Below are 16746 nucleotides of genomic sequence, written 5' to 3'. Positions count from 1 at the left end.
ATGCATTCCATCCAATCCATCAGAAATCAACCTAATCGACCCGTCTCATAAGTTGTCATAATCACTCAAGGATAGATTTTACCATGCTCACAACAAAATTTGTATACATAATACAAATTGTTGCGTAATTTGTGCAAAGGAATTAGTAAAACCTGCTCTTCTGTCTTCTGCAGAGCTATTGAGTATCATACACCCATGACAAATGTCATGGTCCATCATTGATATTCATCATTACAGAAGGCTGACGTTTATGACTTACTGTCATGTTCGGATTGTTTTACAATGATAAAAACGCTTCCTACAGGAAAGTCTAGCGGGAAACGCCAAGTTGTAGCTGATTACAGTTATAACGATTGAAGGAGGACACAATTTTATGAACAGATCAAAAGAAATGGCCTTAAAAAAAGAAGTTACCCCTTACGAAAAAAATGATCTCAGACTAAGTATCCGCCAGTTAATCAATACATTGCTCCCGCTCTTCTTGTTATGGGCTGCAGCTTACTTTAGCTTATCGGTTTCCTACTGGCTGACCTTCCCGATTGCCTTGGTGGCATCCGGATTTGTACTGCGGACCTTTATTATTTTCCATGACTGCTGCCATGGTTCATTCTTCAAGAGCAAACGCGCCAACGATATTCTCGGTACCATTACTGGTGTATTAACAGTGACACCCTATCAGCAGTGGAAAAACGAGCATTCTATCCATCACGCAACAAGCAGTAATCTTGACAAACGTGGTGTAGGTGATATCTGGGTTATGACGGTTGACGAATACAAAGAAGCTTCTACTTGGGGTCGTCTCTTCTATCGGATTTATCGTAACCCGTTTGTATTGTTTTGTATCGGACCCATTTACGTGTTCCTGTTGGCTTACCGTTTTAACCGCAAAGGTGCTAGACGTAAAGAACGTATCAATACACACCTGACTACCGTATTGATCGTTGTGCTCTATGCATTCATGTCCTGGTTAGTCGGATGGCAGGCTTTTGTAATGGTGCAGGCACCTATCTTCTTCTTCTCCGGTTTCTTTGGTATCTGGTTGTTCTACGTCCAACATCAGTTCGAAGAGACGTATTTTGAACATGAAGATGAGTGGAGTTATGTAAAAGCAGCTGTTGAAGGCAGTTCTTATTACAAATTGCCAAAATTATTGCAATGGATCAGTGGTAATATCGGGTTTCACCATGTGCATCACTTGAGCCCACGTGTACCTAACTATTTCTTGGAAGAAGCACATAACGCAACACCACCTTTGCAAAAAGCAACGACTATTACATTACGTTCCAGTCTGGTTGCCCTGCGCTTCCGTCTGTGGGATGAAGATTCTAAACAGTTTATTAGCTTCAGACAGCTCAAAAAGCTATCCCGCAAGCCGTATGTTCAACCGCCTATCCGAGTAACCAATCCAGCGGGTCTGACAGAGAAGCCTTAACTCTGTCGGATTCGTTTTCTTGTGTTCAAGCCATAGTCATGCTACAGTCATGCTAAAGTTGAGTACAAGTTTGAGGAGGAGAATTCCATTCAAAAGTGGATGCAAAATTTTTATAAAAAAACAGGGTTGAACCTTTATGTATGGCTCGCCTTTTTCATCCTACCATTCTATTTTATATCGCAATATTCTAAATTATGGACGATGGTAACCGGCATCATCATTATCCTCGTTTTCTTCGTCTGTTACCTGCTCGCCTTCATCACCAAGGGCTGGCAGGTGTACATGTGGATTGGAATGCTTATTGCCATATCCATTACGATGACGATCGCCTATGATTATGCGTATTTCTCATTGTTTCTTGCTTTCTTTATTGGGAATATTAAAAATAAAGCCGGTTTCTTCACCCTCTACTCGGTGAACCTGGGAGCCAGTTTCGTAACCATTAATTACGGTTTCATTAATCAGAGTTCTCTGTTGGTGAGCCAACTCCCGTTTGTATTCATCAGCTTAATGGCCTCCATCCTGCTCCCAATCAGTACGTATAACAAAAACAAAACTGAACATTTGGAAGGCCAATTGGAGAATGCGAACAAGCGACTTGATGATCTCGTAAAAATGGAAGAACGCCAGCGTATCGCTCGTGACCTGCACGATACACTTGGACAGAAGCTCTCTTTGATCGGTCTGAAAACCGATCTGGCGAGACGGCTGCTCCGCAATAATCCCGATCAGGCCGAGATTGAATTGAACGACCTCAGACAAACGGCAAGTACAGCTCTGAAGGAAGTCCGGGAAATGGTCACCACTATGCGTGGTACACAATTGGTCGATGAACTGTTCCGGGCGGAGCAGATTCTGAAGGCCGCTTCGATTGAATTTGTGCTGGAAGGTAATCCGAAGTTACAGGATACGTCACAATTGAATGAAAATGTGCTCGGTATGTGCTTGAAAGAAGCTGTCACGAATGTCGTCAAACACAGTCAGGCAACAACCTGTACTATCATCATTAAGGAAACACTAGCGGATAATGTAGTAACCGTTCAAGATAACGGTGTTGGAATAGAACGAACTCGCAAACAGGATCGGCGCGGAACAGGAATTTTGGGCATGAAGGAACGACTTGAATTTGTGAACGGATGTCTGGATATTCCCTCTGCGACAGACATCCCGGGTACAGCGATCATTATTCATGTTCCGAAACTCGTTCGCAAACCGATAAAGGAGGCAGAATCATGATTAGAATTGTAATCGCGGAAGATCAGCGCATGATGCTCGGCGCCTTGTCCTCCCTCCTCAATCTGGAGGAAGATATGGAAGTCGTCGGACGTGCCAGCAACGGCCAGGAAGCCCTTGCCCTTGTCCAAGAGCTCGCACCAGACATCTGTCTGATGGATATAGAAATGCCTGTAAAAAGCGGCCTTGAAGCCGCAGAAGAACTCAAAGGAATGAGCTGTAAGGTCATTATCCTGACCACTTTTGCCCGGACCGGATATTTCGAACGTGCCCTAAAGGGCGGTGTCCGTGGTTACCTGCTCAAAGACAGTCCAATTGAAGAACTTGCCGAGTCGATCCGCCAAGTTATGAATGGCAGACGTATCTTCGCTCCCGACTTGGTAGATGAAGCTTATGTAGAAGAAAACCCACTGACAGAACGGGAGAACGCTGTACTAGGCCTCATGGCAGATGGGAAAAACACCAAGGAAATCGCCGGGCATCTGTTCATTACAACGGGAACGGTGCGTAACTACATCTCCATTATTCTCAACAAGTTAAATGCCAGTAACCGCATTGAGGCCATCACTCGCTCCAAGGAAAAAGGGTGGTTCAAATGAAAGTACCGCTTTAACCCATTGAAACAAAAATAAGCATGTACCCCGGCTGCATAAGCTGCGATAACATGCTCAAAATAAAAAGCTTGGCCCAGCACTTCCTGGGCCAAGCTTTTTTAGGTGTATCGTAACAATCCCACACTCATCTCTTCTACATAGCAGAATATCCGTAAAACACTCAAGATTTATTTCACAGATACAACCATGCCAAGAGCTTCTAATGGCACTTGATCGGTCTTAAACTGATGAATTTGGTTACCGTCCTGCCATGAGATCGTTACAAGAACAGACTGTCCACCACTTGGATATTCAACCTTGATATACCCTTTATCTTTAGGTACAGGCAAGGTATGTAACTCCAGGTACTCCACCATTTTTTTCGCTATGCCCGGATTATTCATTTCATCTTCGGATACCGAACGAATTTCCAGCGTCCATCTACCTTCTTGCCAAGTCAGATATTGACTGCCTGCGGCACCTTCACTCATGCCTTTGATGCCATGTCCCAGATCCACAGCCATATCTGCTGGAATATCTTTCAGGTCCGTCTCAGGGAATATTTCTGGCTGATCCGGGTCCTTATAGGTCTTCACTTCATAGGAAGCCAGTACAGGTATCTTACTGTCGGATGCAGTTAAAGATTGATCATTAATGGCAACAGACTGAGTGGTAGCGTAGAAGTTTACCTTAAATGCATCCGCAGTATTGGACAGTATTGCCGCCCCCAAAGATGTACCCTTGTCCAATGTGAATGAAGTGGGTAACGCTGCATCCTTCATCTTCAACTGGTTGCGAACTTGCTTGATCACATCATTCACACCTGAATGACCAGTGGCAACTTGGTTGTCATTTGCCTTCGATCCTGATGTGTCTACATTATCTGTTGTGCCCGTATTCTCTTTGGTTCCTGTTTCATTTTCATTAGAGAAATCAGCACCACCGCTGCCGGTCTCGGTCTGCTCCCCCACTGTTGTTGTTGGTGAAGAGCTATTCTCTGATGATGCTGCATTTGAATCCGGTCCGCCACATCCTGCCAGAGCAAGTAAAACGGCTGTCGTTACTGGAATCATGATCCATAATGGCTGTTTCTTCATGATGTGTACCTCCTTCGTTGTAGCCAATCTAAAAATTCAAAAGATTAACGCTTGTCGTTCCAGAAGTTAACCGGCTGTACTTTTTTGCTTAATACTTCAAAACGATACCCTTCTGCCTTCAATGTTTTCAATACTTGCGGTAATACTTTCAGCGTTGCTTCCTGGTCGTGCATAAGCACAACAGGTGTTGTTCCGCTCTTTTGCACATTGTGGATCTGCTTCATTACACTGTTATAGACTTTCTGGTGATCCTTCTTGTATTTCCAATCTTCCGAGTCGACATTCCAATCCCATAGATGGAATCCACCCTGGCCCAGAAGTACACTACGGAACGCAGGCTTGAGGTATGGTTTACTACCGTATGGCGTCCGCACGAGACTTGTTTTAACTCCGGCAACCTTGTTCAGACTTGCATTGGCCTGTTGCATTTCTTTCAATCCGCTATATGCAGATTTATAGAATTTGCCTGGAACGTGAGTCACACCATGCAGACCCAATCCATGCCCGTCAGCTACGATACGTTTGGTAGCCTTCTGAAATTGCTCCATTTGAGGTCCCAGCATGAAAAACGTTGCCTTCGCATGATATTGATCCAGAATATCCAGTAACTGACCCGTATGAGCAGTTGGCCCATCATCAAACGTCAGGTATATGATTTTGGAATTTGCTTTGCTTGCACCATCCTTGGATGCAGCTGATTTGGCAGATACCGACTGCGGCAATAATAGTGGAATGATTAATAAAATAGCAAGTGTGACCATGATAGATTTACGAATATGTAGCATAATTAAAAGTCTCCCTTGTGTGTTAAATTTCCCCGGGTGTCCATGTTTTTCTACCTTCATCCCTTGGCGATTAATCCTAATACTATCAAAGATAGTGGCTCCTGTTCTCGCTCCAAAGGCTACGGTAGAGTTACACTTTTGTCAGATAAACCTAAAATTTAATACGAATTTGATAGATTTGCGCAAAATAAGATCCCGTCAGGATAGATCAATTGTGACATATCCTCTATTACCCACATTCAGAATTTTGATAGACCTTTCCTCCAATTCAAGTAAATCTATACAATCATTAAATATCGTTGCATGCAAAAAAACCTGCACAAGTGCAGGCTTCTTTGTCTTCAATCAGCATATGGCATCAAACCATCATCCCTTGCAAGGGGATTGCCCCCATTGCTTTCAGGATCATTACCTCATGCTGTATGTAAATGGTGTTTTGACGCTGGAATCTTCTCGACTCCCAACATGCATTTATTCAGCAGGAGCAGTGAACGAACGTTTGCCAAACTCGGCATCCAGCATGTAGAAGGCATTGCTGTCTTTTTCAATGCGGCGCAGCTTCTGAATAATATTGTCAAACAAAGCTTCCTCTTCAACCTGCTCATCAATGAACCATTTCAGGAAATACATCGTTGCATGTTCACGTTCATTCAGAGCGATGTCAGCCAGATTGTAGAATTTTTTCGTGTTTTGCTGTTCATGAGCATAACCATGCTCAAACACATCCAGCATCGAAGCATATTCATTCTTCGGTTCTGGCAAAGCCTCAAGTGTGGCACGTTGCCCACGATCATTCAGGAATTTGTATATTTTCATGCCATGGAATCGCTCTTCTTCCGCTTGCACGATGAAGAAGTTCGCAAATCCATCCAGACTTTTGCTGGAACAATAGGCTGCCATAGCCAGATATACATGAGCGGAATAAAACTCAAAGTTCATCTGTTCATTTAAAGATTCTGTTAACGTTTGGCTCATAATCAAAACACCTCTTTCTTTCTCTAGGGATGGTTATATTCTAACATAACGTAAGCAGGACTTACACCGATTTTCTACAAAATTCGCCAAGGACTGAACGAACAAAAAAGCTCTGCCGCGATGGCAGAGCTTCTTTCATTCTTTAGAGATATGCAATTATACCAAGAACGCTTTGGAGATGATAACCAACAGGATGAACAGAACCAGAATGGCACCTACAGAAGTGAAACCTCCGTATCCGTAGCCTCTTGTTTCTCCACCTAATACTTCGCTCATTGACCGTACCTCCTCTGCAACAGGTATGGGTTATCTTATGCAGGAAGAACGACTTTGACAGGGCGGATGCCCTAATTATTCAGATTGCTGTTTTTTTCGTTCAGTACCGGGGAGATTGCACACGCATGATATCCAGAAAAGGTACCTTCGCTGTGAACTCTTCTTCGGTATACTCTACATGCACAAGTCGTGTACGGGAGTCCATTTTGACGATGACTCCTTGCACCTGATCTTCTTTGCCCCATACCGTCAACAGTACTTCCGAACGTTCCCGAAAAGCTTCAACCAGCTGGTTTCCCAACTCTTCGAGTTCAAACTCATCCCGTGTAGGTCTTTTTGCTACTTTTGCTTTTGCCAATGTGGCTGCCTCCTCTACTCCGACGTCCCGATTCCACGGGTTGATTGCCGAGTTCATATTCAATTAGTATACCATTCATTTACGTTCGTGTAATCTCATGGCAACCAGAATGAGCAAATTCCTCAGGCAAGTTACCGTTAACCGTGATACCTCCTATTCTTCTCTATACTCCACAATGATGCTGTACTCATTCGATCGGGTTTCGCCAGCCCGTTTTTGTCCATTCCATTCATACGTGTACCTGGCAATCAAGTCTCCTTGCAGCGTCCCCACCTTCTCAGAAGCTAACTTCGCTACATACGAGATGTTTTTTTCCGTTCCAGGCTCAATCACGCCCACATGCAGAACCCGTGGTGTGGAATACTCTGATATGCTCAATTGGAGCTCACCCGTAGCTTGACCAAGCCATCTGGCACCCTCAGGTAAAATGCTCCCAAGTTGTACACGTGCCGGCAAATTACCCGTATTCCCCACACGTACCTGAAAAGTGACGGTACCTCCCTGCTCGACCAATGTGGGTGTCACTTGAACATAAGCCTGAATTATCGGCGCTTTCAATTCGACCACAGCTTCATTGGATGTAATCATCCGCTGCACTGACCGTGAATCTGGCAATCGAAATGTATACATCAGGCTAGCATGATTCACATACCTGTAGTCATCAGGCATCGATTCATCTCGATCTGGAAGTTTCGCTTCGAACTGAATATTCAGAACCGACCGGGCTGTCAACGTCCCCAGATTAAGCCCTTTAGCCAGATTGGTTCCGGGACGTTTAACCCCATTCCAGCGCAGGCTGCCTTCGACAAATGTCACACCTGTGGGCAGTCCATCCAGGAGAGTTCCATCGACCGCATAACTGCTTGCATTGGAGACGGTAATATTATATTGGACGACATCGCCTAATGTGGCCGTTACCGGGAGCACACTTTTCACCACAGAGACCTGGGGCTGTATCACTTCCAGGGTAACCTGATTGGAGTAGACCGTCTCCTGCTGTCCTGCCGAGATATACGCCAGTACAGCTACACTTGATATTCCGTTTGCATCGCTTCCCCCAATAACCTGAACCCGATATTGTATTCTAATTGAGCTTCCGGGTAAAATCTCTCCAAGTTGTATGCCCGTATCAGGCGTTACTTGTGGCGCAAACATTTCATCTACGATGACACTCGCAGGTATAAAAACAATACCTTGTGGCAAAGAAATCGTTACTTGGGCATTCGTGGCTGCAATAAAACCCGGATTGCTAACGATGACGGTGTACATGACAATATCCCCTGAGAAGGTATAGATGTGATCAGCCTGAAAGGAGATCTCCAGCCGGGATGAGACCAGATTGACCTCCACGATATTGGATTGTTCCATACCTGTAACCGTTCTGCCTTCCGGTGTCAAAAACTCATAGTTAACCTGTGCCTGATTCAGCAGCTTCAGTGTCTCAGGTAAACGCAAGATTACAACTTGGAAGTGGTATCGCAACGTGGCTCCGGGCGCGATTTCAGCTGGAGGCAATCCTCTCTCCGGTGATGCTCCCGGTAACGGAATACCATCACGCAGTACACTGTTGGGAAGCAGTGCCGTCTCTGCAGATAGCTGATCCAATAGGTACACTAGGGCCGTAAGATTTCCGGTGTTAACAATTTCAACACGGTAGATAAGAGACTGCCCTAAGGCAGCCTCCGTGACATTGCAGACTTTTCTGACTTCAAGCCTGGGGCCGATCCACGGTGTTACAACCGTATTCGAATAGGATACCTGTTCCAGTTCAGTCGCACCAGAGCTGAATCGAACCAGGGACTGATTCTTTAGCCAGTGGGACAACGGACCGGAAGATTGGCTCATATCACCACAACCTCTACTCTGAATGTAACCGTAACGGAAGCACCCGCAGCAATCGAACCAAGCGTGATGCCTGTATTCGGATTCCCTGTTGGTCTTGGCACACCATCCACCGTAACACTTCCTGGCACAAATACTGTACCGACAGGTACCGGGTCAACCATGACCACATTATTCACCACTTCAATGCCGCTATTGGTTACTACAACCGTATAGGTGATTACATCACCGACAACAGCATCAATGGCACTTGTACTTTTGGCAACAACAACATTTGGTGCAGATACCGGGATAACCAGAACATTCGAAGATACGGTCCCCGTCAACAGACGGCCATCGGGTGGACTAAATGTATAGTTGGCCACCGCCTGGTTAACCAGTTGCTGATCCTGCGGCAACGTATCTACAGTCACCTCGAGGGTAACCGTTACAATAACCGTACCTCCGGACGGTATGGTACCCACAACGATACCCGTCTCTGGATTGGCACCTGGCTGTGGAACACCATCAATCAGAACACTGTTGGGAAGCAGTACGGCTCCATTCGGTATATTGTCCGTTAATGTCAAACTTGCATCCAGATTCCCGCTATTGTTAATGGCAAAAGAATAGGTGATGGTGTCACCAATGGTTGCATTGGAGGTGCTCCCTGTTTTGGTTACGGCAATAATCGGCTGATAGATTGGTGTTACAACCGTATTGGAATACGCTGCTCCCGAGAAAACACCCGATGTGAAACTTACGGAAGACTGACTGCTCACTTGTGGTGGTGTTGGAAGCGTATTGACCCGTACTGCATACGATACCGCTATCGATGCTCCAGGCGCTAAACTACCAAGGGCTATGCCCAGCGCCGGGTTTGCCAAGGCCCGTGGGACGCCGTCCACCAGAACACTGCCTGTAACAAATGTGGTGGCTGGGTTAATCGGATCGGTGATCACAATGTTGTTTACCGGGTCAATTCCTTCATTGGTCACAACCATTTCATACACAATCGTGTCGCCTACCACGGCATCAACTACCGAAGCCGTCTTAACTACACTCACGTTCGGAGCAGATACTTGAATGTTGAGTGCGTTGGACGTAATCGTGCCTCCAAGTGTTCTACCATCAGGTAATGTATACGAAAATGTCGCAGAAGCCTGATTGGTAATGGACTGGCTCAAAGGTAACGTCACAATCACAACGGAGAAGGTAACCAGAGTTGTTGTGGAAACGACACCAAGCGGAATACCCGAAGCTGGATCTGCACCTGGTGCAGAAGCCCCGTTAATAATAACGCTATTTGGAACAAACTCTGTTCCTGCCGGAATGGTATCCGTTAACGTGACAGATGCCCCATAGTTCCCGGCATTGGAGATGGCGATGCTGTACACAACGGTATCCCCTACCGTTGCTATCGTCTGATCTCCCGTTTTGACTGCCGACAGAATAGGTTGATAGACCGGAGTTGTAACTGTATTGGAGAATGTGGTCGCTGAGAAAACACCTGATGTAAAGCTGACAGTAGACTGATTGTTTAACACTGCACTTGCCGGGAGCGCCGTAACCTGCACACTAAATACAACGGTTACCGTAACACCAGGTGCGATGGAACCAAGTGTTATTCCCGTAGAAGGATTGGCACCAGGGCGCAGAACACCATCGACAAACACGCCGGTTGGCGCAAGAACGGTACTTGTCGGCACTGCATCCGTGAAAACCACATTGTTGACCGTTGCAATTCCGTTATTGGTTACAGCGATGCTATACGTTACGATATCACCAACTGATACCGCCGTTGAAGTTGTGGATTTGACGACATCAACATCCGGTGCCGATACGGTAATGGTCAACACATTGGATAGAACAGACTCCGTGATGTTTCGCCCATCCGGCAATGTATATGATAGAGCCACCGAAGCCTGATTCACCAGTTGTTGCGGACTTGGCAGCGTATCAACAACTACTGAAAAGGTAATGGTGGTCGTAGCTCCGGGAGCCACATTACCTGCGGGGATGCCCGTTGCTGGATTTCCTGCTGGCAGCGGTTGACCGTTCACAATAACGCTATTTGGCACAAGGATGGTTCCGGCTGGAAGGTTATCTGTCAGGTTAATCTGGGCTCCATAGTTTCCCTGATTGCTCACGGTTATCGTGTAGCTGACTGTATCCCCAACGGTAGCATTTTGTGTACTGGCTGTTTTTTGTGCTGAAAGAATAGGCTGGTACACCGGAGTGACCACGGTATTTGAAAAGGTTGTGCTTGAGAATGTACCTGAGGTAAAACTGACCGTAGAGCGATTGCTCAACTGATCACTTGGCGGGATCGCGTCGATACGGATACTGAATGTGACCGTCGCGGACGTTCCGGGCCCCAATGTACCAAGGGGTACCCCACCTGCCGGATTGGCTCCGGGTTGCGCAACCCCATTCACTGTGACACTCCCTGTAACAAAAGAGGCTCCAGCTGGAATCGGGTCTGAAAACTGAATATTGTTCACCGGTGCAATTCCGCTGTTGGTCACCAGAATGGAATAGGTCACTGTATCTCCTACCGTAGCCGCAGTGGAAGCTGTGCTTTTGACAACAGCGACGTTTGGTGACGAGACCGGGAACGTGAGTGTATTCGAAGTGGCTGAGCCAGTCAACGTCCGCCCATCTGGAGGTGTAAATGTAAAGGATGATGTAGCAAAATTGCTAAGCTGCTGTGGGGATGGAAGTGAATCCACAACAACGGCAAACGTGACAACAGCCGTCGCCCCCGCTGCTACAATGCCTACCGGAATACCTGTTCCTGGTGTTACTCCCGGCTCTGGCACACCGGATACAACCACACTGTTGGGTACAAAAGTAGTCGCAGAAGGAATGTTGTCTGTGAGAGTAACATTTGCTTCCAGATTGCCAGCATTGCTGACCGTTACCGTGTATACAACCGTATCACCTACAGTTGCATTTACGGTATTTGCTGTTTTGACAAGTGAAATCTGCGGTTGTATGACCGGAGTCTGAGTGGTATTGGACGATGATGACCCTGAAAATGAACCGGATGTGAAGCTGACCGTCGACTGATTGTTAATCTGCGAAGGAATCGGCATGGTAATCGTCACCTCAAAAGTTACGGTAACCTCGGCTCCTGGAGCCAACGTACCGATTGGAATGCCGGCGGTCGGATTGGAGAGCGGGAACGAAGTCCCGTTCACAATGACACTTCCGGGTACAAATGGGGTATTCGAAGGAAGAGGATTGACATATACCACATTATTAACGGCTACTGTGCCGTTATTACGAATAACAGATGTGTATCGAATGACATCTCCGACTACGCCGTACTCTACATTGTCACTGTTGACAATCGTAACATTGGGCAGAGACACTGGAATAGTGATGGTGTTTGATGACGAGAGACCGGCAATCGTTCTCCCACTTGGGAGTGTGTAGGCAAATGAAGCAACCGCCTGATTAATTAACTGCCTTGCATCTGGCAAACTGGTAACCGTTGCAACAAAGGTGACCGTTGCACCTGAGCCCGCAGCAATCTCTCCTAGACTGATACCCGACTCCGGGCTGACTCCAGGTGTAGGTACGCCATTAATAATGACACTATTTGTGCTGAATACTGCTCCTGCTGGAATGGGATCTGTCAAGGTAACCGTTGCAGCTATGTTACCTGTATTGTTAATTTGGATGGTGTAATTAAACGTATCGCCTACAGTCAAACTTGTTGTACTTGCTGACTTCACCACTTGGATCACTGGCAGAAATATGGGGGTATTTACTGATATAGAAGAAGAAACACCGTTAAAACTGCCTGATGTAAATGCTGCATTGGCCTGGTTACTAACCAAACCCGTAGATGGAACGGAATTCACTCGGGTCTGATAGGTCACAGTTACACTGCTTGAGCTATTCAATGAACCCACTGCGATTCCCGCAACGGGGCTTGCGCTGGGAACAGCAGATCCATTAATCGTGACACTACCCGGGACAAATTCAGAGCCGGATGGTGCATCCGAAATCACCAGATTTTGTACTGTACTAATTCCTGCGTTTGTTGCAACAACGGTATACGTAAGCACATCTCCAACTGTCGCATCTGGTGTGTTTACTGTTTTACTAAGAGAAATATTGGGAGCCGATGCAGATATACGAACGATATTGGATAAGCTACTGCCTGAGAGATTCCTTCCACTTGGAAGCTGGTACGTATAACTTGCTGTCCCTTGATTCTCCAGTGTCGGGGGATTCGGGAGTGTGGTGAGTGTAGCGCGAAACACCACCGTAGCCGCAACTCCCGGCAGGAGGCTGCCCAGTGTTATTCCGGTTAATGGGCTTGTTCCAGGACGTGCAGTACCATTCACAGTTACCGAATTCGGGACAAACGTCAGCCCCGCTGGAATCGTATCCGTCACATTCACTTGAGTCGCTATATTCCCACTGTTCGTGACCACAAGTGTGTATGCAATCTGATCCCCCAGTGTCGCATTGGTTTGGCTTGCCGACTTGTTGATACCAACAACAGCTTGGTATACAGGGGTTGTAATGGAATTGGAGTTGGAAATGCCCGTGAACGAACCAGAGCTATAGGACACTACCGCTCGATTGACTAACGAACCTGAAGCAGGCAAAGACTGCACATTCACCTGAAACGTCACCGTCGCAGAACTTCCGGCCGCCAATGTCCCAATGGAGATACCACTGCTCGGATTCGCAGACGGTACAACAGTTCCCCTTACGGTTGCACTGCCGGGAACAAAAGTTATTCCAGCAGGGAGCGCATCTGTAAGTACCACATTGTTAATCACCTGAATACCGCTGTTGGTAGTAACTACGGTGTACGTGAAGGTCTCCCCGACAGCAACATCGGTGACTGATGCTGATTTTACCGTGGTCACATTGGGCAATGTTACCGGAATCGTTAAGGTATTCGAGGCGATGTTTCCCGTGATCGTCCGACCATCAGGTGAATTGAAGGAATAAGAAGCTGTCGCCTGATCCACAAGAGTCGGCGGTGTTGGCAAGCTTGTTACAAGTACCTGAAAAGTCACGGTATTGGCACTTCCTGCCGCGAGGCTCCCCAGATTAACGCCAGTAACCGGATTGGCGCCAGCAATCACATTTCCATTCAGACGAAAGCTGCCTGCTACATATGAGCTACCACTTGGAATGTTATCCCTCAATGTAACGTTGGCAGCAACATTCCCTCCGTTGTTCACTTGCAGTGTATAGGTTACCAGGTCACCCACCGTGGCATTGGTGGTACTCGCCGATTTCACAATGGACAGGTTTGGCGAATAAACCGTAAGGGTGGAGTTGTTGGACGGAATAACTCCGGTAATGACCGGCCCCCCTGCTACACTTTGAAATGTAAAGGCTGCATTGGCCGAATTCACCAGTTGCAGGATGCTTGCATCCTGACCGATGAGTGCTCGATAGGTTACAACAACACTGCTGGATAAAGTTAACGAACCCAGCGGGATGCCTGCCGTCACATCAAGTGTTGGACGGGATACACCTGCAACCGTGACACTACCTGGAATAAAGGTAAGACCTGCAGGAAGTGAATCGGATAAAACAACACTGGCCGCACTCGCAGTGCCTGCATTGGTAACGGTAACCGAATATAGAATACTATCCCCGGCAACTGCACCGGCGGCGACCGTTGCCTTAGCCAATGTGATCTTGGGTGCATTAATATCAACTTGAATTGCATTGGCGTTGACAATGTAGGCATCCCCCGAGGTCGTTAATGTCAACACCGCAGATGACTGGTTATTAATCAGTCTTGCTGAAACATCCACATTGGTAATATCCCAGCCTTGACGTCCACCGATAATATTCGTACCTGGAGCTCCGTTGATCTGATTTCGTGTTCCAAACGTTCCTGTTGTATTAAGCGCTCCGGTATCTCCGTTAATCTGAGAGGCAAAAAAGTTCGCAGCTAGATTATTGGGCCCAGACAAAGCAACCGATGTAGCTGAGGTCGGCCCGAATAATGCCTGGTCACCGGTCCGGTTCGCGTCGCCCTCCTGTGCACTGAACAGTATTCTTCCTCCCAATACACCGGAAAGGGGCGTTGCAAATCCAGTCAGTGTGGTAACAACAGGTGGTGAAGTGGATTGAACGAGTACGCCCCCTGCACGCAAAGACATGTTGCGAAAAGGCAGATTGGGATTCTGATAAATGACTCCAAGTGTCCACCCCGCATGATTGGCCGTGGAATCATTTGTAATAACAATAGTCCCTACCACTGCTCCGGTGATATATGTACCTGCTCCCCCATTTTGTACAAGTGTGGTCACATTAGCGGAACGTACATAGCCAGCAGCACCGCCCCCCAGATCGAATTGATTGTAGGTAAGTGGATCAGGGGTAACACTGGAAGTCCCTGCGGGTGTAATAAACGTAACCGGATTGTTGATGGCAGCACTCAGGTTGACTGTACCATTAATGTAACTTCCGCCCCAGATCAATTCTGCATACAGAACGGTACTTCCAGCAGGTAGTGTAAGAATGGCTGCTGAACTGTTGCTCTGATACAGGCTTGTCGTTCCCAGTGGATAGGTGCCGTATTGGAGGCTGGTGTTGGTTGTGATAAAACCTCCAATACTATCCTGTGTTCCGGGTACTCCCGCTGTTTCCGAACGACTCAGTCCAAGCGTATTTCCTGTAAATGTAATTGCTCCCGTAGCATTAACGGTTGAACGAACGACAAGAGGAATGAAGATCACCTCCCCTTCATCAATGATTTCCTACATATGGAACGGAGCCATGTATATAGTCTATGAGTGTATTGTTGAGTTTTGTTTGTCCTCCATAAAAAGTTTGTGACAACTCGAAACTTCTGTGAGTCTTGTTCTCTCATAACAGTTAAATACATTTGCGTTTTGTTCATTGTGATTTATAATTATCATATACGAGAGTAATTCTGTCGTACCATTATGATGCAGTCAGCGGTGATATATGAAAGGTTTCCATACGCACAATAGTCACATTCCAACAGAGTACGAGTTCAAACATTCCAAATGGATTCAAAAAATGCTTCATGCCTACTGGGTTGTTACGATTGCACATTTCGCCATTCAGATTGGCTGTTTCCTGTTTCTGGAGTACGATCGCACACCTACAGATTTCTTGATGAATGTCCTCTTCTGGCCTACGGCCGTCAGTAGTTCATGCATTTTGTTCGCAAGCTGGGTTGATCGGCGCTTCAGTTCATATTCCTTTTACACCATGTCTATAGCCAGCACGGTTATCGCGTGGACGATTATTCATGTCAATTATGACATTCGGATTATATTAGCAATCTGTCTGTTGCCCATCTTTGCTTCGGTGCTGTTCTTCAGTAAAAAAAGAGTCTGGATTGTCTTTCTGATGCAGATGACTGGTTACTTTCTGGTTTTGTTCGATCCGGCCTACCGGTTGTACCTGTCTTCATTTGACATGGTATCCATTCCTGCTTTTCTAATCCTAGGTACATATGTAGCACAGGTTATCGTAACCAGCGGCGTTGAGGTGCTCGATGATCTTCAGGCCAGCATGCTTGCCAAGCAGGACCTTATTGTGCGAAATGCCATTATGACCAAACAGTCCAAAACAGACGGTTTAACCAACCTTTATAATCAAAGTTCATTCAAGGATTATTATGAAAAAGCATTTGAGTATGCCAACAGTGGCATGAGTCTGCATCTGGCCCTGATCGATATTGATGACTTCAAATCCATTAATGATACGTATGGTCATCGGGTTGGAGACATTATTCTGGAGAAAGTGTCCCTGATCATTCAGGAAACCATTACCTCAAGTGATATTGCAGCACGGTACGGGGGCGAAGAGTTCGCCTTATTGATGTTTGAGCAATCTTTCAAGCAGGCTTATGCCTTGGTGGAACAGATTCGTCAGAAGATTGCCCTGATGGGCCATCTGGAACTTGAAGGAGCTTCCATCACGGTGAGTATCGGTCTCAAAAGCTACAGCCCTAATCTAACCAAAGACAAATTGTTCGAGGAAGTGGATGCCTGTCTGTATGCCGCCAAACGAACAGGTAAAAATAAAACCGTAACATCACTTGATCTGACTTCATCCTTGGCAGAGAAAATATAAATAAAAAAGTTGTGCTGTACACCGGAATTCCGGTTTGTACAACACAACTTTTTTTGGGTCTGAATATGATCAG

At 46.4% G+C, this 16746-nt stretch carries 11 protein-coding genes; 4 read left to right on the top strand and 7 right to left on the bottom strand.

Annotated elements, in window-relative coordinates; translation table 11 throughout:
• Positions 1–373: 373 nt before the first annotated feature.
• From C161_RS13040 to C161_RS13030, 3 genes are all read left to right on the top strand, one after another.
• Entirely contained in the window at positions 374–1432 is a 1059-nt protein-coding gene (locus C161_RS13040; protein WP_036670647.1) for a fatty acid desaturase, read from the top strand.
• 87 nt (positions 1433–1519) lie between these two features.
• Positions 1520–2668 (top strand): sensor histidine kinase, encoded by a 1149-nt coding sequence (locus C161_RS13035; RefSeq protein WP_036670646.1) that lies wholly within the window; start codon positions 1520–1522, stop codon positions 2666–2668.
• Positions 2665–3264 carry a response regulator transcription factor gene (locus C161_RS13030; protein WP_036608692.1) on the top strand — a complete coding sequence of 200 codons (600 nt, stop codon included), beginning with the start codon at positions 2665–2667 and terminating at the stop codon, positions 3262–3264. Before C161_RS13035 ends, C161_RS13030 begins: the two co-directional genes overlap by 4 nt.
• A gap of 182 nt (positions 3265–3446) precedes the next feature.
• Here C161_RS13030 and C161_RS13025 read toward each other — a convergent pair whose 3' ends face one another.
• The 7 genes from C161_RS13025 to C161_RS13000 all read right to left on the bottom strand — a co-directional run bounded on the left by C161_RS13025 (position 3447) and on the right by C161_RS13000 (position 15301).
• Positions 3447–4355, bottom strand: a complete 909-nt coding sequence (locus tag C161_RS13025; RefSeq protein ID WP_051449717.1) for a hypothetical protein — start codon at positions 4353–4355, stop codon at positions 3447–3449.
• Positions 4356–4399: 44 nt separating this feature from the next.
• Complete coding sequence (locus tag C161_RS13020) at positions 4400–5140, bottom strand: polysaccharide deacetylase family protein (RefSeq protein WP_036608702.1); 741 nt, start codon at positions 5138–5140, stop codon at positions 4400–4402.
• Positions 5141–5611: 471 nt separating this feature from the next.
• Positions 5612–6115 (bottom strand): ferritin, encoded by a 504-nt coding sequence (locus C161_RS13015; protein WP_036608705.1) that lies wholly within the window; start codon positions 6113–6115, stop codon positions 5612–5614.
• 156 nt (positions 6116–6271) lie between these two features.
• Positions 6272–6391: a hypothetical protein gene (locus C161_RS13010; protein WP_017688846.1), complete on the bottom strand. Its 120-nt coding sequence runs from the start codon at positions 6389–6391 to the stop codon at positions 6272–6274.
• Between the two features lie 100 nt (positions 6392–6491).
• Positions 6492–6749 carry a YolD-like family protein gene (locus tag C161_RS13005; protein WP_036608707.1) on the bottom strand — a complete coding sequence of 86 codons (258 nt, stop codon included), beginning with the start codon at positions 6747–6749 and terminating at the stop codon, positions 6492–6494.
• Positions 6750–6902: 153 nt separating this feature from the next.
• Positions 6903–8594: a DUF11 domain-containing protein gene (locus C161_RS31535; protein ID WP_051449716.1), complete on the bottom strand. Its 1692-nt coding sequence runs from the start codon at positions 8592–8594 to the stop codon at positions 6903–6905.
• Entirely contained in the window at positions 8591–15301 is a 6711-nt protein-coding gene (locus tag C161_RS13000; protein ID WP_051449715.1) for a DUF7507 domain-containing protein, read from the bottom strand. Before C161_RS13000 ends, C161_RS31535 begins: the two co-directional genes overlap by 4 nt.
• A 232-nt stretch (positions 15302–15533) precedes the next feature.
• On the opposite strand from C161_RS13000, the gene C161_RS12995 reads away from it, so the two are divergent.
• Positions 15534–16673, top strand: a complete 1140-nt coding sequence (locus tag C161_RS12995; RefSeq protein ID WP_047842681.1) for a GGDEF domain-containing protein — start codon at positions 15534–15536, stop codon at positions 16671–16673.
• Positions 16674–16746 lie beyond the last annotated feature (73 nt).

The sequence above is a fragment of the Paenibacillus sp. FSL R5-192 genome, from assembly GCF_000517845.1.
GTDB lineage: Bacteria > Bacillota > Bacilli > Paenibacillales > Paenibacillaceae > Paenibacillus > Paenibacillus amylolyticus.
Note: the sequence above shows the minus strand (reverse complement) of the source record. Positions and strands in the feature narration are given on the sequence as shown.